The following is a 17,603-nucleotide window of genomic DNA, read 5'->3' as shown; positions in this document are numbered from 1 at the left end:
AGCTAGCATTGACGAACACCACTTTTTGCAACTACATTTAGTTACACGCAGGGAACGCCGTGTCCAAAAATGAAAAGCTGCTGACCAAACTGCTCAACGAGCAAATGACATTTACCTGGCCCGAGCTCGTCACGCTGCTGCGACGGCTGGGCTACACGCAGATTGAAGGGGCTGGAAGCCGCGTCAAGTTCGACATCGGCGACCCCAGTGCAATGATCACCTTGCACAAGCCTCACCCTGGCAACGAACTGAAACACTACATTCGGCGCCAGATCATCGAACAATTGAAATCAGGAGAGCTGATTCAGTGAACAACCAACTGAAACACAACGGCTACATCGGCTCCATCGAAGCCAGCCTCGAAGACAACTGCCTGTTCGGCAAGGTTTTGTTCATCAAGGCGCTGGTGAGCTATGAAGGGAAAACCGTCGCCGAACTGGACACGGCTTTTCGTGAGGCGGTGGATGATTACCTCGCCACCTGCCAGACCTTGGGGCAGACACCAGAGAAACCTTGCAAAGGCTCCTTCAATGTCCGGGTCGGCCATGATCTGCACCTGGCGGCGGCGCTGGCGGCAACCCGTAAAAAGGTGACGCTCAATGACCTGATCCGCCAAGCGTTGAGCGAGTTTCTGCAGCATCACAGCGCAGACGCTTGCCCTGCGATCAACTGATCATCCCAGCCGCCGATACCCCAACACCGCTGCCCCCAACACGACCGCCCCCGCCGCCAGCGCCACCCAGAACCCGCTGGTGGCGCCAAAGTGATCGATCATCCACCCGGAACTGGCCGCGCCGATGGCCACGCCGATGCTAAGGCCGGTGATCAGCCAGGTCATGCCCTCGGTCAATCGGCTGGCGGGCACGACCTGTTCCACCAGGGCCATGGACACAATCAGGGTGGGGGCAAAGAACAGCCCGGAGACAAAGACCGCCACCGCCAGCCCTGCGATGTTGGTCACCAGCAGCAAAGGCAAGGTGGTCAACGCCGTAGCGATGCCGCACAACAGAAACTGCCGGGGCAGCGGCGCCTTGAGCTTGAGGGTGCCGAACGCCAGCCCCGCCAGGCACGAACCGATGGCGTACACCGACAGTACGATACTCGCAGCAGCCGGCTGGCCCTGATGCTGGGCAAAGGCGACGCTGACCACATCCACCACGCCGACGATCACGCCCATGGCCAGCAGCAGGATCATCAGGATCAGCACCGAGGGCGAGGCGATCAGCCAGCGACCGTGATGCCCGTGATGCGCGTGCACCGGTGGCTCGGTCTCGCGCTGCAACACAAAGGTGGTGACGCCCACCGCCAGCAACAACGCGGCCACCAGCGGCCCGGCTTCCGGGAACAGCACCACGCACAAACCCACCGAGATCGGCGGGCCGATGATGAAGCACACCTCATCCAGCACCGACTCCAGGGCAAATGCGGTCTGTAACTTGGGCTGGCCCCGGTACAACTCGGTCCAGCGCGCGCGCACCATGGCCGACATGTTGGGCATGCAACCGGCCAAGGCGGCGAACAGGAACAGCGTCCAGTTCGGTGCCTGCAAGCGAGTGCACAGCAACAACATCAACAACGCCCCACCACCGACCAATGCGGCAATCGGCAACACCCGCCCTTGGCTGTAGCGGTCCACCAGCCTGGATACCTGCGGCGCGCAAAACGCCGTGGCCAGGGCAAATACCGCCGCCACCGAGCCCGCCAGTCCGTAACCGCCGTGCACCTGCGAGAGCATGGTGATCAAGCCGATCCCCGTCATCGAGACCGGCATGCGCGCCAGCATTCCCGCCAGTACAAAAGCCCGGGCGCCAGGGACCTGGAACAATTCGGCGTAAGGGTTTGCCATCCTGCGTGACCTCTTTCTGAAAGCCCCGGAACTTGCTATCTGCACTGTTCGAGGCAAAATACATACGGTGCGTATGTGACAAATCATGCGTAACATACGCAGCGTATGTCAATCTATCACTTGCCCATTGCGAGCCCTACCCATGAGCCGAGCCCGTGCTGAAATGATCGAAGACACCCGCGCCAGGCTGATCGCCAGCGCCCGCGAAGCCTTCGCAGCCCAAGGGTACGCCAATACCTCAATGGACGATTTCACCGCCCGCGCCGGTCTGACCCGGGGGGCGTTGTACCACCACTTTGGTGACAAGAAGGGCTTGTTGGCGGCCGTGGTGGCCCAGCTCGACAGTGAGATGGATGCTCGCCTGCAGCGCATAACCGCTGAGGCCACCGACCCCTGGGTCGGTTTTTGCGAACGTTGCCGCACCTACTTGCGCATGGCTCAAGACAGTGAGATCCAGCGCATTGTGTTGCAGGACGCGCCAGCCGTTCTGGGCGACACCGGCTCTCAGCAACACTGTGTCGAATCGCTGCGCGAACGCCTGGAGGCGTTGATGCAAACCGGTGTTATCCGCCCGGCCCCGAGCGATGCACTGGCGCAGTTGATCAATGGAGGCCTGGTCAACACTGCCCTGTGGATCGCCAGGGACCAACACTCGGACGAACGGCTGGAACAAGGCTTGCAAAGCCTGGAACTGTTGCTGCGCGGCCTGAGCCTCACACCAACCGCTTGATCTGCTTGTGTCGCCACACCAGCCGGTAATACGCAGTCTGCAACGCCAGCATGGCCAGGTAGGTCACCGGGAACGCCATCCACACCCCTTCCAGGCCGAAGTGGGCGTTGAGCAGGTACGCCATCGGCAGTTCCACGCAGAGCACGCAGAAGATCGAGATCGCCACCGGCATCAACACCACGCCGCTGGCGCGCATGATCCCACCCACCACCGCCTGGAAACCAAACACCAGGATGCTCCACAACATAATGTGCAGCAGGTGCTCGGCCCTGACCCGCGCCGCGTCGTCGGTGATGAACAAACCGAGCAGCCAGTGGGACAACAGGTAGCCCAGCACGATCAGCCCACCGGTGAGGCAGGTGTTGATCAGCAGCCCGGTGCGCAGGATCGGCCCGATGCGCTCCAGGCGCCCGGCACCAATCGCCTGGGCGCCGAGGATCGATGCGGTGATGGCAATCGACAGCGCCGGGAATTGCACATAGTTGACGATCTGCGTGACCGCGCCATAGGCCGCAGTAGCCTGGGAACCATGACCGTTGACCAGGGCGAGGATAACCAGCTCCGACAGCGACAACACCACCATCTGCAAGCCCGTGGGCAAGCCGATGCGCAGGACCTTGCCAAGAATCACCCGATCCAGGCGCAGGGCCGCCAGCAGCTCGCGATCCGGGGCCATCACATGATGCTTGTGGCGCAGGCGCAGGATCAGAAACAGCATCGCAGCCGCGTTACCCACCAACCCGGCGTAGACCGCGCTCTGGATACCCAAGGACGGCAGGCCGATCCAGCCGCGGATCAGCGCCGGTGTCAGCAGCAGGCCGGCCAGGGTCGAGACCATCAGCGCGAGCAACGGCGAGATCGTGTCGCTGACGCCCCGCAACAATTGGGTATAGAGGATAAAGACCAGTAGCAGCGGCATGATCAACATCATCATCTGCGCATAGCCCACCGCATCGTCGAGCACATCCACCGGCGTGCCGAGCGCCTGCAACGCCGGGCGCGCAAACAGGCTGCCGAGCACCGCAGCGATCACCCCCACCAACGCCCCCAATGTCAGGGTGGCGCCGGTGATCATCTTGACCAGCGCGGTTTCCTGCGCGCCCCAGGCCTGGCCGATCAATACCGAGGCGCCCGCCCCCAGGCCGATCACAAGGGCGATAAAAAAGAACACGATGGGAAACATCCCCGACACCGCCGCCAGCGCCTGGGTGCCGAGCATCTGCCCGACATAGATGCCGTTGAGGGTGCCGGAAAAACTTTGCAAGAAGTTGGACAGCACCATCGGTGCCAGAAAGATCAGGTAGATCTGCCACAACGGCCGTTGCTGGGTGACGTCCATGAGGGTTCGGATCCAGGAGTTGTTATCAGACAGGGAACGCGTCGCGCGACAGCCAGGCCAGGTAGGTCTGCACGTCTACCGGCCAGTGCGCGATCTTGCGGGAAAAGTCCGCCGCATCAAAGGCAAATAACGCGCGCGAGGCGTCTTCAAAACCGGGCAGGTCACCGCCGACGGCACTCATGAACCGATAGCCGGCTTCCTTGGCCTGGCGTATCCGGTCACGGGAAGCATGGGCAGTGCGCGCTTCATCCACCAGCCGCCGCAACGCCGCCGAAGCACCGCCGCGTTGCTGGCCCAGCCATTCCCAATGACGCGGCAACAGCGTGACTTCCCGCGCGACCACCCCCAGCTTCGGGCGCCCGACCGAGGGGGGAGCGGGAGGTTCGTCAGTCACGTCGACCTGGGCAGGCGGTTCGGGCGCATAGCCCGCAGGCCAGGGAAAATCGACCTGGTTACCGGTGGCATCGTCGAAGACCAGGAAGCTGCCCGTGGGCTGGTCAAGCCTGGCGAGCATCGTGGCGACGTCGGCATAGGAACCTGCCGCCACACGCTGGTGGCGGACAAAGGCAGTGCAAGCAGGAAGCGTGTGCGTAGGCATATTTATTACCCGGGTGATATATGTTTTACCCGGATCATATTAGCCAAAGTTTTACCAGATGCAAGGTCAATGTCGTATGGGTCAGAGCTTGTCGCGCTTCATCTGCATGGTCAGGGTGAAACGGTCCGCTGGATAGACCGTTTCCGACACCGCAATCAGCCCGCCATTCTCATCACGGTACTGGCGGATGATATTCAGCCCCAGCGCCCCGCCCTGTGCCTTGAGGCTGGCCGCCAGTTCGGTCGACAACTGCACCGGCCGCACCTGCTGGTCCACCACATCGATATGCCGTGAGAACGCTTTGCCGATCAGCGCGGCGATCAGTTCGTCCGGGTGCTTGCGCGCTTCGGGGATGACTTCTGCAAAGGCCTGTTCGGCGTATACGTCGGTCCAACACAGCGGCGCATTGCCAGCACCGGCATCGACCTTGATGCTCGACACGCAGAAGTAATGCCCACCCGGCTCCAGCCCCAGGCGCCGGGCCTGGGCGATGTCGACGACAAACTCGCGCACGGCCTGGATATCACGGATATGGGTTCCGGCGACCTGCACCAGGTCGGCCACAGAGGCCATCGCCTGGGAATACCCGCCCTGGGGCGACGCGGCTTCGACCCGCGTGCCCACACGCTTGCGCCGCGAGACCATGCCCTGCCCCTGCAACTGGTCGATGGCCGCGCGCACGGTGTGCCGGCTCACCGCGTACAGCGAACAGAGTTCGAACTCAGTCGGCAGCAACGACCCCACCGGGTAACGGCCGCTGCCAATCTGATCGATCAAGTCCTTGGCCACCGCCGCATAACGCCTCTGGCTCACGCTTTCCATTTTTACCCTCGTTGTCGAGTTGACAGTGTATCAGCACAGGCGTAATCATATTGTACGGACATATTTAATATGTATGGTTTAAAAATAACAATTAGGAATTGCCCATGTCGACTACCGTTTTTGATTCCGCCCTGTTCCGCGACATGTTCGGCACCGCCGAAATGCGCGGCGTGTTCTCTGATAAAGCACTGATCGAGCGCTACATCGAAGTGGAAGTGGCCCTGGCCCGCGCCGAAGCGCGCTGCGGCGTGATCCCAGGAGATGCCGCCGAGCAGATCGCCGCGCTGTCGCGGTATGAAGCCCTGGACCTGGCGCTGATGCAGCACGAGACCGAGATTGTCGGTTACCCGATCCTGCCGCTGGTGGAGCAACTGTCGAACATCTGCGGTGAAGCCGGCCGCTACGTGCACTGGGGCGCCACTACCCAGGACATCATGGACACTGCCGTGGTCCTGCAAATACGTGCTGCGCTGGCCATCGTCGAGCGTGATATCCAGACCGTACGCAGCCTGCTCGCCGGCCTCGCCGCGCGCTATCGCGACACGCCGATGGCGGGTCGCACCCACTTGCAGCACGCACTGCCGATCACCTTCGGCTACAAGTGCGCGGTGTGGCTGAGCATGTTCGATCGCCATGCCGAGCGCCTGGTGGAGCTGCGTCCACGGGTCGAAATCGGCCAGTTTGCCGGCGCGGCAGGTACCCTTGCCTCCCTGGGCGACAAGGGGCTGCAGGTGCAGGAAGCCTTGATGGCCGAACTCGGCCTGGGCGTGCCGCAAGCCACCTGGCATGTGGCCCGTGATGGGCTGGCCGAAACCTTGAACTTCCTCGGCCTGGTTACCGGCTCCCTGGGCAAGATCGCCCTGGACATCATGATGATGATGACCAGCGAACTGGGCGAAGTGTACGAGCCCTTCGTCAAGGGCCGTGGCGCCAGCAGCACCATGCCGCAGAAGCGCAACCCGATTTCCTGCGAGCTCATGTATGCCGCCGCCAAGGGCGTGCGCCAACACGCCGGGCTGATGCTCGACGCGATGATCCAGGACTTCGAACGCTCCACCGGCCCGTGGCAGGCGGAGTGGATCGCCATCCCGGAGGCCTTCGCCCTCAGCGCCGCGTCCCTCGGCCAGGCGACCTTCATGCTCGCCGGCCTGGAAGTGCGCCCCGAGCGCATGCGCAGGAACCTCGACATGACCCAGGGCCTGATCGTCGCCGAAGCGGTGATGATGGGCCTCGCGCCGGCTCTCGGCCGCCAGGTCGCCCACGATGTGGTCTACGCCGCGTGCCGCATGGCCAATGACCAGGGCACCAGCCTGCTCGACGCCCTGCTCGCCCAGGGCGAAGCCACTGCGCAATTGGATGTGGCCGAACTGCAACGCCTGACCGACCCCGCCAACTATCTGGGGTTGGCGCCGCAGATGGTGGATATCGCGCTGGCGCGCCAGGGCGCGGTCCCCCGCTGACCTGAAAACCAGTGGAGGTCCAACTGTGGAGGGAGGCTTGCTCCCGATAGCGGCGTATCCGGGAAAAATCAGGTGGCTGACACCCTGCTATCGGGGGCAAGCCCCCTCCCGCAGAGCGTCATCCGAACCATAACAACAATGAGATCACAGACATGTCATCCACCCCCGCCAAAAAACCGCTGTACAAGGACCTGACGTTCCAGGTCGTCGCTGCCATGTTCCTCGGCATTGCCTTCGGCTTTCTCGCTCCGGAGCTGGCCGCCAGTTTCAAGATCCTCGGCGATATCTTCCTCAAGCTGATCAAGACCGCCGTCGCGCCGCTGGTGTTTTTCACCGTGGTCCACGGCATTGCCTCGGCCGGTGATATCAAGCGGGTCGGCAAGGTCGGCCTGCGCGCGCTGATTTACTTCGAAGTGGTGTCGACCATCGCCCTTGCCATCGGCCTGTTGTGGGGCAACCTGCTGCAGATCGGCTCCGGCATGCATGACGCCCACCCGAGCAGCGCCGCTGCCGCCGCCGCGAGTGCCGCGGTGGCCAAGGGGCATGCACCCGCCTCGACCATGGACTTTATCTACGGCATCTTTCCGGACAATTTCGTCGGTGCCTTCGCCGGTGGCCAGTTGCTGCAAGTGCTGGTGATCTCGGTGCTGTTCGGCTTCGCCCTGCTGGCCCTGAAGCCCGAGCGCCGGGAAGTGATCGAGGACGGCCTGAACCGTATCTCTGAATGCTTCTTCGAGTTCATCAACCTGATCATGAAATTCGCGCCCCTGGGTGCCTTCGGCTCGGTGGCATACGCGGTGGGCAGCAATGGCACAGCGGTGCTGATGTCCCTGGCCAACCTGGTGTTGATGTTCTACGTCGGCATCGCCTTCTTCATCTTTGTGGTGCTGGGCGCGGTGTGCCGGTTGAGCGGCTTCAGCCTGTGGCGCTTCCTCACCTATATCAAGGATGAAATCTTCATCGTGCTCGGCACCGCCTCGTCGGAAAGCGCCTTGCCGCGCCTGCTGCAAAAGCTCGAGAAATTCGGCTGTTCCAAACAGAGCGTCGGCCTGGTGCTGCCTACCGGCTATGCGTTCAACCTCGACGGCACATCGATCTACATGTCGCTGTGCGTGCTGTTCATCGCCAACGCCTACGGCGTGCCGCTGAGCTGGGAACAACAACTGGGCATCATCGCGATCATGCTGGTGACCTCCAAGGGCGCGGCGGCGGTGTCGGGTGGCAGCTTTGTGGTGTTTGCCGCGACCGTGACCGCCATCGGCGTACTGCCGGCCGAAGGCCTGGCGCTGCTGTTCGGCGTGTACCGCTTCATGTCCATGGCGATTGCCACCTGCAACACCATCGGCAACAGCGTCGCCACGGTGGTGGTGTCGAAATGGTCCGGCGAGTTCTCCCAGCAGACCGCCCAGGGTGAATATCAACGCGTGCTCGGCCGTGCCGCCGGCGCTGCGCTTTAACGGGGCCCCTTGATGACTACTCAGCGAATCGAACACGACGCGTTCGGCCCGGTGTCCATACCGGCCGACCGCTACTGGGGCGCACAGACCCAGCGAGCGCTGGAGGTGTTCGGCGACAAACAGCCGTTCCCCGCCAGCCTGATCCGCGCCTTCGGCCACCAGAAACGCGCGTGTGCCCGTGCCAACGCACGGCTTGGCGCACTGGCGCCGGCCCTGGCGCAGGCAATCGAACAGGCCGCGGAGGAACTGGCCAACGGCGAGCTCGACCTGCACTTTCCACTGTCGATCTGGCAAACCGGCTCTGGCACCCAGACCAACATGAACGCCAACGAAGTGATTGCCAACCGCGCCAACCTCGCGCTCGGCGGTGACCTGGGCAGCAAGTCGCCGGTGCACCCCAACGACCACGTGAACCGTTCACAGTCATCCAACGACAGCTTCCCCACGGTGATGCACCTGACTACCGTGCTGGAACTGCGAGGCCGGCTGCTGCCTGTACTGAGCCATCTGCGTAATGAACTTAGCGCCAAAGCCGACGCCTGGCAGGACGTGCTTAAAATTGGCCGCACCCACCTGATGGATGCGGTGCCCATGAGCCAGGGCCAGGCATTTGGCGCGTTTGCCCAGCAGATCCAGCACGGTATCGCGCGCATCGAAGCGTGCATGCCGCGCCTGTGCCTGCTGCCCCAAGGCGGCACGGCGGTGGGCACAGGGTTGAATACACCTGTCGGTTTTGACGTGGCGTTCTGCGAGGAAATCAGCCGGCTCACCGGCGAACCCTTCGAAACCAACCCGTGCAAATTCGAAGGCATGGGCACCCACGATGCCCTGGTCGAAGCCTCTGGCGCGCTGAATGTGCTGGCCGTGTCATTGACCAAGATCGCCAATGACATCCGCCTGCTCGGTTCGGGTCCGCGCTGCGGCCTGGGTGAATTGATCGTGCCGGACGACGGCCTGACCTCCTCGATCATGCCCGGCAAACGCAACCCCACCATCGCCGAAGTACTGGTGCAGGCGGCGATGCAGGTGATGGGCAACCACGCCACCATCACCCTGGCGGGCGCTGCCAGCACCTTCGAGCTGAACGTGGCCAAGCCGGTGCTGATCCACAACTTGCTGCACTCGATCGAAGTACTCACCGACTGCGTCAGTCTGTTCACCCACAAGCTGCTAAGCGGCCTGGAGGTAAATCGCCCGCAACTGGCGCGCAACGTAGAGCACTCGTTATTGATGGCGACGGTGCTGAATCCGCTGCTGGGATATGACCGCGTGGCGCAGATTACCCGAAAGGCGGCGGATGAAGGGTTGTCACCCAAGGAGGCGGCGGTGCAGTTGGGACTGATCACCGCCCAAGAGTATGAACAGCGGGTGCGAGCAGAAAGAATGATCAGCCCCGGCTGATCCAGTCAGGAAAAAGTGTCGCAACCAGCGATGTAAGGCTGACGACGCAGCCCAGGGCATGGGCTGCATCTTAACTGGCACGCTCAACCAAGCAACTGGCTCGCCTGCTTCTCTTTAATGACGTGGTCGACATTGAGCCTATCAAACCTTTCATCTTCTGCGCCCCTGCCACCTTTACCGTCAGTGCCAACATCAACCTCTTTCAATAAACCAGGACGTCGGAGAAATTCAGCCGCCAGTCGAGATTTATCAGTGGGCGGAGACGCCGCTGCCGCCTCTTTTAAACTATCGAAGCTGATGTAGTCATCTTTGCTCCAATACTGTTTGAATTTATCTTTAAGCGCCTGAAGCAACTCCACGTCACTCAGAGTTGCATAATCCGGTTCAGCAGACTGGCGGGACACCCGGTCGATAGTATCGCGCCCAATTAAGCCGTCAGGCTTGTCAGCATCATGGTCGGAATCCAGTTTTCTATTGAGCGCCGGCCGACTGATGATTTCCTTGGCCAACAGGGACATTCGGTCATCCACAGGGTTACCCGTCAAAGGACGATTTGCAACTTCACGCAGCGATTGCTGAGTTATCTTGCCATCCTGGTTGGGCTTGAAGTAATCAACGTTATTACCCAACTCCGTCGCTATATCCGAGTCTTTGGCATATTTGAAATTATTCGCGACCTCAGCATTCTGCGGGCTCATGCCACTCCCTGCCGGATGATAATTGCGTGCCCCATTGTCGCCATATCCACTTTCAAAACCACTGCGCTGCATGCCACCGGAATACCTCCCTGACGGGTTCTGCATATCGCCGTAATAATTCCCTGCCGGCCCACCTCGCATGCCACCGTGATACCCCACTGGCCCACCCTGCATGTACGCTGCCTCCTGGGCTTCGTACTCACAGACCGCCTCCTGCGCATCACCCAGGCTGATCAGACCATCTTCATGACCGCCATGGTTGATACCATCGAGCAAATTACTCATTCCTGGACGGCTAAGAACCTCCCTCGCCAGCATGCTCATTTGATCGTGAAACGGATCACCGCTCAGCGGACGATTGGCAGCATGCTCAAGCGTTTCCCTCGTGACGAAACCAGATTCTCCCTGGAAATAAGGGAAGGCGTCGACAAAGTCCCGTGCAACTAAGGAATCGGCAACCGGCCGAGAGAGCTCTAGTGAGTTACTCATTGCAGGCTGATTACCACACCTGGCGCCACCGTCAGACGGATAAGAATGTGGGTAATACGTTTGTGTGGGCTGACCGTAAGGAGTATTTATCATTGCCATACCTCAGATAGTTGATGCGAATAAGCTGACCAACGCCCCAGCCAGCATTGAGTCAACGTCCATCTGTGGCAGCATGTAAAAGGACAGTTCCATTAAACATGAACAAAAAAACTTACCTGCTGGATAACTAATTCGCACCCATGTGTACGTGCAGTACGGCAGCCAGGTCGATAGTATTGGCCGCCATCTGAACTACCCACCAAAGGTTTGTGAAGGCCTGCGTAACGTCGGATCAAACGGATTGATCCGCGGCCCGATCGCCGCTGCTTCGCGCTTGAGCAACTCCACCACCATCGGTAACCGGCTCGGCCCCAGGCGATCGCTGATGGTCGCCACACTGAGCGCCGCCACCGCGTGCCCATCCCGATTAAGGATGGGCACCGCCAACCCCGCCATGCCTTCCAGCACCCCGGTATTGCGCGCCGCATACCCCAGGTTGCGCACGTTCTCCACTTCCGAGCGCAACAGCACTTCGTCATACAGGTGGAAGTCCTTGAGCCGTGGCAAGTTGTAGCGGATCACGGTTTCGCGCTCTTCCTCCGGCAGAAAAGCCAGGATCGCCAGGCTGCCCTGCCCCACACCCAATGCCACGCGCCCGCCGATATCGCCGGTGAAGGTGCGGATCGGATACGGGCCTTCGCTGCGGTCCAGGCAGATCGCATCGAAGCCGCTGCGCGCCAGCAGGAACAGCGAGTCGCCCAATGATGCACTCAGGCGCAGCATGCTCGGGCGCACCAGGTCGCGCAGGTTGCCGGTCTTGCCCGCGTTCGCCGCCAGGGCGAAGAACTCCAGGCTCAGGCGATAACGTTTGCTGCGGGCGTCCTGCTCGACCATGCCTTCGTCCAGCAGGCTGCGCAGCAGGCGATGTGTGGTGGGCTGTGACAGACCCACCCGTTGCGCGAGCTGGGTGACGCGTTCGCCGCCCTCCGGCACCTGACCCAGGGTGCGTAGCAGGGCGAACAGACGAGACACCCCGCCCGCCCCGACCTCTTTGCTGCTTTTATTTCGATCAGTGGAATCCATAACACTCAATCTCTTGTTAAATTCCGGTGAGTGAATAAATCTGAAAATAATAGTTCGTTCAGTGAAATTCCATCTTCCGCCCATCCTAGTCTTCGTCCTAATCTGCGTCCACAGGGGCGAAATGAACAACAACCGGCAGCCGACTCAAGATCGAGCGCCAACGCACCGGCAACAGCTCATTCGCATCTGCCCAAAACAAAAAAGCGCGTTTCGACGCGACTCAAAAAAGGTGGAACGCAGACATGGCATTTCTCCAACTCAACGCCTTGAGCAAACGCTACGGCGCCGTCGACGCGGTGGTCGCCACCGACCTTGCGGTGGAAAAAGGCGAGTTCGTTTCCCTGCTCGGCCCCTCGGGCTGCGGCAAGACCACCACCCTGCAAATGATCGCCGGCTTCGTTGACGTGAGCGGCGGGCAGATCCTGCTCGACGGACGTGACATCACCCACGCCAAGCCCGCCAGCCGTGGCCTGGGCGTCGTGTTCCAGAGCTACGCGCTGTTCCCCCACATGAGCGTGCGCGACAACGTCGCCTTTGGCCTGAAGATGCGCAAGGTGCCGGCCGCCGAGATCGCCAGCAAGGTGAAAACTGTGCTGGAACTGGTGCGCCTCGCCCCCCACGCCGACCGCTACCCACGGGAATTGTCCGGTGGCCAGCGCCAGCGCGTGGCCCTGGCCCGTGCGTTGGTGATCGAGCCGCCGGTGTTGCTGCTCGATGAGCCGCTGTCCAACCTCGACGCCAATTTGCGCGAAGAGATGCAGTTCGAGATCCGCCGCATCCAGTGCGCCGTGGGCATCACCACCTTGATGGTCACCCATGACCAGGCCGAAGCGCTCTCTATCAGCGATCGCGTAGTGGTGATGCAGGCCGGGCGCGTCACTCAGATCGACGCGCCGTACACGCTCTACGAACACCCACGCACGCGCTTCATCTCGGACTTCGTCGGCAAGGCCAACCTGCTGGCCGGCGATTACGATCAGCTGGGAACGCCACAAGTGCGGCATCAAAGCGGCGACGGCGAATTAGTCCTGAGCCTGCGCCCGGAAAAGATCACGCTGGTGGACGCGGGTGCCGGCCGCCTGCAAGGCAAGGTGCTCGATCGTTACTTCTTCGGCAGCCAATGGCTTTACCGCATCCACACCGACCTCGGCGAGATCACCGTGGTGCGCAGCAACGATGGCAGCGCACCGCTGGGCTGCGGCGCGGCGGTGGGCCTGGACTGGCATGCGGACTTGCTGCGCGTACTGGCAGCCGACGAGGTGCACGCATGAGTCGCGGTTACCTGCTGTCGCTGCCGGCGCTAGTGCTGTTTGCCGGGCTGCTGATTTTGCCGCTGGGCCTGACCCTGGTGCTGTCGTTCAACGTGTTCGACTACCAGGTGGGCGTGAAGGCCGATGAATGGACCTTGGCCCATTACCTGTCATTGTTCAGCGACTCGTACTTCTACGAGATCTTCTGGCGCACCTTCTGGATCAGCGCGCTGGTGACCCTGCTGTGTGTGGTGATCGGTGTGCCCGAGGCCTACATCCTCAGCCGCATGGGCACGCCGTGGCGCTCGATCTTCCTGATCCTGATCCTCACGCCGCTGCTGATTTCGGTGGTGGTGCGCGCCTTCGGCTGGAGCCTGCTATTGGGCGCCGACGGCCTGGTGAACCAACTGATCCAACTGCTCGGCGGGCGCCCGGTGAAGCTGCTGTACACGCCCTTCGCGGTGATCATCGCGCTGGTGCACGTGATGCTGCCGTTCATGATCATCCCGGTGTGGACCTCCCTGCAAAAGCTCGACCCGTCGGCTGAGCAGGCCGCATTGTCGCTGGGCGCCAGCCAGGCCATGGTGATGCGCAAGATCGTGCTGCCGCAGGTCATGCCCGGGGTGCTGTCCGGCACGCTGATCGTGTTCGGCCTGGCCGCCAGCTCCTTTGCGATCCCCGGCCTGCTTGGCGGGCGCCGCCTGAAAATGGTCGCCACCGTGGTGTACGACCAGTACCTCTCGGAACTCAACTGGCCCATGGGCGCGACCATCGCGGTGGTGCTGCTGTTGGTCAATCTGCTGATCATGCTGAGCTGGAACCGCATGGTCGAAGGCCGCTATAAAAAGTCCCTGGGGGTTTAAGCGCATGTCCAGAAACGGTCCTTTGGCCCTCGGTTTCCACGGCTTGGTGGTGCTGTTCATGATGGCGCCGCTGGTGGTGGTGTGCCTGGTGGCCTTCACCCCGGAAAACACCTTGAGCCTGCCTACCTCGGGCTTCTCACTGCGCTGGTTTCGCGCGGTGTTCGAGCGGGCTGACTTTATCCAGGCGTTCTATAACAGCCTGGTCCTGGCCTTCACTGCGGCCAGCCTGGCCACGTTGATTGCGGTGCCGGCGGCGTTGGCGATCAGCCGGTATTCGTTTCCGGGGCGTAATTTTTTCAGTGCGTTGTTTTTGTCGCCGATCATCATCCCGCACCTGGTGCTGGGGGTGGCGATGCTGCGGTTGTTCGCGCTGATGGGGGTCAACGGCAGCTTTACCTGGCTGATGCTGGCCCACGTGGTGATCATCACGCCGTATGTGCTGCGCCTGGTGCTGGCGGCCGCCATCGGTATTGACCGCAGTGCCGAACAGGCGGCCGAATCCCTCGGCGCCGGTCGCTTCACGCTGTTTCGCCTGATCACCCTGCCGATGATTTTGCCCGGCGTCGCCGGCGGCTGGTTGCTGGCGTTCATCAACAGTTTCGATGAGGTGACACTGTCGATCTTCGTCAGCTCGCCGGCCACACAAACCCTGCCGGTGCGTATGTATGTGTACGCCACCGAGTCCATCGACCCGATGATGGCGGCGGTGTCGGCGCTGGTGATTGCGCTGACGGCGGCCACCATGATTCTGCTGGACCGGGTCTACGGCCTGGACCGCGTGCTGGTGGGGAAACACTGATGGCCTTGTTCAAACGTGTGGCCGAGACCGGCCGCCCTGCCCTGTCCTTTACCCTGGACGGTCAACCGGCCAGCGGCTTGCTCGGCGATACCTTGCTCACCGCCGTGCTGACCTGCGCCGAACACCTGCGCGGCAGTGACTTCAGCGCCGAGCGCCGCGCCGGTTTCTGCCTGATGGGCGCCTGCCAGGACTGCTGGGTGCGGCTTGCGGACGGTCGCCGCGTGCGCGCCTGCTCGACGCTGCTGGAAGAAGGCCAGGCGATCAGCCGCGACCCGGGGCGCCAGCCATGAAGCCGGTGGTGATTGTGGGCGCAGGCCCGGCGGGAATCAGTGCAGCGCGCACCCTGCTCGATCATGGCATCACACCGTGCCTGATCGATGAAAACCTGCGCGGCGGCGGGCAGATCTATCGGCGTCAACCTCAGGGCTTCCAGCGCACCGCCAGGCAAATCTATGGCTTTGAAGCGAGCAAGGCCCAAGCCGTACACCGCACGATGGATGAACTGGCGCCGCTGATCGACTATCGACCGCAAACCCTGGTGTGGAATGCCGAGGACGGTCGCCTGGACATGCTCAAGAACGGAAGGGCCGAGAGCGTCGAATACGCCAGGATCATTGTCGCGACCGGCGCCACCGACCGTATCTTGCCGGTGCCGGGCTGGACCTTGCCCGGGGTGTACAGCCTGGGCGCGGCGCAGATCGCCTTGAAATACCAGGGCTGCGCCATCGGTGAGCGCGTGGCGTTCTGTGGCAGCGGGCCGTTGCTGTATCTGGTCGCCTACCAATACGCCAAGGCCGGGGCCAAGGTGGTGGCGGTACTCGACAGCGCGCCGTTCAGTGCGCAGTGCCGTGCGTTGCCGGCGCTGCTCGGGCAACCACTGACCTTGGCCAAGGGCCTGTATTACCGCGCCTGGCTGAGTGCCCATGGGATTCCCGTGCATCAGGGCGCCACGCTGCAGAAAATCGACGGAGAACAGCGGGTCAGCGGCATTCGTTGGGGGGAACACCGTCTGGACTGCGACGCCGTGGCTTTCGCCCACGCGTTGCGCAGCGAGACGCAACTGGCGGACTTGCTTGGCTGCGAGTTCGCCTGGAACACCTTGAACCGCGCCTGGTTGCCGCAACGGGACAACGCCGGGCGCAGCAGCGTGAAAGGGGTTTACCTGGCTGGCGACGGCGCAGGGATCATGGGTGCGGACGCCGCACAGATGGCCGGTGAACGTGCCGCGTTGGCAGTGCTGGAAGATTCGGGCGTGGCGATTGATCAGCGCCGCCCCGCCGAATTGGAGCAGCAACTGGCAGGCATCCAGCGTTTTCGTCATGGGCTGGAAACCGCGTTCCCCTTCCCCGAGCAGTGGGCGGCCCAGGCGCCGGACGCATTGATGGTGTGCCGCTGCGAAGAAGTCAGCGCCGGCGAGATACGCGCGGTGGTGGATGAGGGCCACTGGGAGCTCAATCGGGTCAAGGCCCACTGTCGCGTTGGCATGGGCCGCTGCCAGGGCCGGATGTGTGGGCTGGCGGCGGCGGAGATTGTCGCCGAACGCAGCGGTCGCGCAATTGAACACGTGGGCCGCCTGCGCGGCCAGGCACCGATCAAGCCACTGCCGTTTGGCGTGGAGGTGCAGCCATGATCGACGTGATCGTCCTCGGCGGCGGCATCGTCGGTGCCTCGGCGGCCTTGATGCTGGCGCAGAAAGGCCGGCGCGTGGCCCTGGTGGAGCGGGATTTTTGCGGCTCGCATTCCAGTGGCGTCAACTACGGTGGCGTGCGGCGCCAGGGTCGGCCCTTGCATCAATTGCCGCTGTCCCAGCGCGCCCATCAACTGTGGGCCGACTTGCCGGGGTTGATCGGCATCGACGGCGAATACGTGCGTTCCGGGCATTTGAAGCTGGCGCGCAGTCATGCCGATTTCGCCGCATTGCAGGCGTATGCCGAGCAGACCCGCGGCTTTGGCCTGGGCCTGCAGTTGCTGAACTACACCGAGCTGCGCGCACGCTTCCCCTGGGTCGGCGATATTGCGGTGGGCGCCTCGCTGTGCCCGGAAGACGGCCATGCCAACCCGCGTCTGGTGTCGCCTGCCTTTGCCCGTGCCGCGCAGCGTCGTGGCGCCGTTGTTTACGAACAAGCGGAAGTGATCCGCATCGAACATGACAGCCGCCAGTTCCAGGTGCATTGCGCCAGTGGCCTGCACCTGCAGGCACCGTGGCTGCTCAACTGCGCCGGCGCGTGGTCCGGAAGCGTCGCCGAGCAGTTTGGCGAAGCGGTGCCGATTACCTCGGCGCATCCGGCGATGCTGGTTACCGAGCCGTTGCCAGTGGTGATGAACGTCAGCACCGGCGTTGAGGGCGGCGGGATTTATGCGCGCCAGGTCGCCCGTGGCAATTGCATCCTCGGCGGCGGTCGCGGCTTTGCCCTCGGCCCGCTGACCGCGCGTCCAGGGCAGGCGGCGGTGCTGGAGATCCTGCGCAACGCTGGCGAACTCTACCCCTTTCTCAAGGGCGCCCAGGCCATCCGCACCTGGAGCGGCACCGAAGGTTACCTTCCCGATCACGAACCGGTGATCGGCCCCAGCAGCACCCAACCCGGCTTGCTCCACGGTTTCGGCTTTGCCGGCGCCGGGTTCCAGCTCGGACCCGCGGTCGGTGAAGCCCTGGCAGAGATCGTCTGCACCGGGGCCAGCCGCCACCCCATCGAAGCGTTTTCCATCCGTCGTTTCCAAGCCTGAGAGGA

18 protein-coding genes are annotated in these 17,603 nt (G+C 62.5%); 12 read left to right on the top strand and 6 right to left on the bottom strand.

All coding sequences use genetic code 11. The features are described from left to right. Nucleotides 1-59 precede the first annotated feature (59 nt). Complete coding sequence (locus ACZ445_RS11975) at nucleotides 60-311, top strand: type II toxin-antitoxin system HicA family toxin (RefSeq protein WP_058424734.1); 252 nt, start codon at nucleotides 60-62, stop codon at nucleotides 309-311. Continuing rightward, on the top strand, nucleotides 308-673 hold the full coding sequence (locus ACZ445_RS11970) for a type II toxin-antitoxin system HicB family antitoxin (RefSeq protein WP_464708358.1): 366 nt from the start codon (nucleotides 308-310) through the stop codon (nucleotides 671-673). Before ACZ445_RS11975 ends, ACZ445_RS11970 begins: the two co-directional genes overlap by 4 nt. Here the strand turns inward: ACZ445_RS11970 and ACZ445_RS11965 are convergent, their stop codons facing one another. Further along, complete coding sequence (locus tag ACZ445_RS11965; protein WP_058424732.1) at nucleotides 674-1,846, bottom strand: MFS transporter; 1,173 nt, start codon at nucleotides 1,844-1,846, stop codon at nucleotides 674-676. It lies immediately after the preceding gene. A gap of 142 nt (nucleotides 1,847-1,988) precedes the next feature. Between ACZ445_RS11965 and ACZ445_RS11960 the strand changes: the two genes are divergently transcribed. After that, nucleotides 1,989-2,576 carry a TetR/AcrR family transcriptional regulator gene (locus ACZ445_RS11960; RefSeq protein WP_310863946.1) on the top strand — a complete coding sequence of 196 codons (588 nt, stop codon included), beginning with the start codon at nucleotides 1,989-1,991 and terminating at the stop codon, nucleotides 2,574-2,576. On the opposite strand, the gene ACZ445_RS11955 is transcribed toward ACZ445_RS11960, so the two are convergent. From ACZ445_RS11955 to ACZ445_RS11945, 3 genes are all read right to left on the bottom strand, one after another. Then, nucleotides 2,560-3,915 carry an MATE family efflux transporter gene (locus tag ACZ445_RS11955; RefSeq protein ID WP_464708356.1) on the bottom strand — a complete coding sequence of 452 codons (1,356 nt, stop codon included), beginning with the start codon at nucleotides 3,913-3,915 and terminating at the stop codon, nucleotides 2,560-2,562. The genes ACZ445_RS11960 and ACZ445_RS11955 overlap by 17 nt on opposite strands. Before the next feature lie 25 nt (nucleotides 3,916-3,940). Next, nucleotides 3,941-4,513, bottom strand: coding sequence for a DUF2239 family protein (locus ACZ445_RS11950; RefSeq protein ID WP_058424729.1), 573 nt, complete (start codon nucleotides 4,511-4,513; stop codon nucleotides 3,941-3,943). An 81-nt stretch (nucleotides 4,514-4,594) separates the two neighbouring features. Continuing rightward, entirely contained in the window at nucleotides 4,595-5,326 is a 732-nt protein-coding gene (locus ACZ445_RS11945; RefSeq protein ID WP_464708607.1) for a GntR family transcriptional regulator, read from the bottom strand. A 113-nt stretch (nucleotides 5,327-5,439) separates the two neighbouring features. Here ACZ445_RS11945 and ACZ445_RS11940 point away from each other — a divergent pair, with 113 nt between their 5' ends. The 3 genes from ACZ445_RS11940 to ACZ445_RS11930 all read left to right on the top strand — a co-directional run bounded on the left by ACZ445_RS11940 (nucleotide 5,440) and on the right by ACZ445_RS11930 (nucleotide 9,653). Then, nucleotides 5,440-6,795: a class-II fumarase/aspartase family protein gene (locus ACZ445_RS11940; RefSeq protein WP_058424727.1), complete on the top strand. Its 1,356-nt coding sequence runs from the start codon at nucleotides 5,440-5,442 to the stop codon at nucleotides 6,793-6,795. Between the two features lie 152 nt (nucleotides 6,796-6,947). Next, a complete protein-coding gene (locus tag ACZ445_RS11935) occupies nucleotides 6,948-8,252 on the top strand; it encodes a cation:dicarboxylate symporter family transporter (protein ID WP_058424726.1) in 1,305 nt (434 codons plus the stop codon). 12 nt (nucleotides 8,253-8,264) lie between these two features. Beyond that, entirely contained in the window at nucleotides 8,265-9,653 is a 1,389-nt protein-coding gene (locus ACZ445_RS11930; RefSeq protein ID WP_179029945.1) for a class II fumarate hydratase, read from the top strand. An 83-nt stretch (nucleotides 9,654-9,736) separates the two neighbouring features. Here the strand turns inward: ACZ445_RS11930 and ACZ445_RS11925 are convergent, their stop codons facing one another. Together ACZ445_RS11925 and ACZ445_RS11920 are read right to left on the bottom strand one after the other, a co-directional pair. Continuing rightward, nucleotides 9,737-10,840, bottom strand: coding sequence for a hypothetical protein (locus ACZ445_RS11925; protein WP_058424724.1), 1,104 nt, complete (start codon nucleotides 10,838-10,840; stop codon nucleotides 9,737-9,739). A gap of 291 nt (nucleotides 10,841-11,131) precedes the next feature. Continuing rightward, complete coding sequence (locus ACZ445_RS11920) at nucleotides 11,132-11,962, bottom strand: IclR family transcriptional regulator (protein WP_464705215.1); 831 nt, start codon at nucleotides 11,960-11,962, stop codon at nucleotides 11,132-11,134. A 242-nt stretch (nucleotides 11,963-12,204) separates the two neighbouring features. Between ACZ445_RS11920 and ACZ445_RS11915 the strand changes: the two genes are divergently transcribed. From ACZ445_RS11915 to ACZ445_RS11890, 6 genes are read left to right on the top strand one after another with little or no spacing between them, the layout of a single operon-like run. Beyond that, the gene (locus ACZ445_RS11915; RefSeq protein ID WP_058424722.1) at nucleotides 12,205-13,233 is read left to right on the top strand and encodes an ABC transporter ATP-binding protein; all 1,029 of its coding nucleotides are present in this window, start codon (nucleotides 12,205-12,207) and stop codon (nucleotides 13,231-13,233) included. Continuing rightward, nucleotides 13,230-14,075 carry an ABC transporter permease gene (locus ACZ445_RS11910; protein WP_058424721.1) on the top strand — a complete coding sequence of 282 codons (846 nt, stop codon included), beginning with the start codon at nucleotides 13,230-13,232 and terminating at the stop codon, nucleotides 14,073-14,075. The genes ACZ445_RS11915 and ACZ445_RS11910 overlap by 4 nt, the downstream gene beginning before the upstream one ends. A 4-nt stretch (nucleotides 14,076-14,079) precedes the next feature. Then, nucleotides 14,080-14,874, top strand: a complete 795-nt coding sequence (locus ACZ445_RS11905) for an ABC transporter permease (protein ID WP_058424720.1) — start codon at nucleotides 14,080-14,082, stop codon at nucleotides 14,872-14,874. Then, nucleotides 14,874-15,164: a (2Fe-2S)-binding protein gene (locus ACZ445_RS11900; protein ID WP_058424719.1), complete on the top strand. Its 291-nt coding sequence runs from the start codon at nucleotides 14,874-14,876 to the stop codon at nucleotides 15,162-15,164. The genes ACZ445_RS11905 and ACZ445_RS11900 overlap by 1 nt, the downstream gene beginning before the upstream one ends. Then, on the top strand, nucleotides 15,161-16,504 hold the full coding sequence (locus ACZ445_RS11895; RefSeq protein WP_058424718.1) for an FAD/NAD(P)-dependent oxidoreductase: 1,344 nt from the start codon (nucleotides 15,161-15,163) through the stop codon (nucleotides 16,502-16,504). The genes ACZ445_RS11900 and ACZ445_RS11895 overlap by 4 nt, the downstream gene beginning before the upstream one ends. Further along, a complete protein-coding gene (locus ACZ445_RS11890) occupies nucleotides 16,501-17,598 on the top strand; it encodes an NAD(P)/FAD-dependent oxidoreductase (RefSeq protein ID WP_464708355.1) in 1,098 nt (365 codons plus the stop codon). Before ACZ445_RS11895 ends, ACZ445_RS11890 begins: the two co-directional genes overlap by 4 nt. Nucleotides 17,599-17,603 lie beyond the last annotated feature (5 nt).

This window comes from Pseudomonas allii, assembly GCF_055380095.1.
Note: the sequence above shows the minus strand (reverse complement) of the source record. Positions and strands in the feature narration are given on the sequence as shown.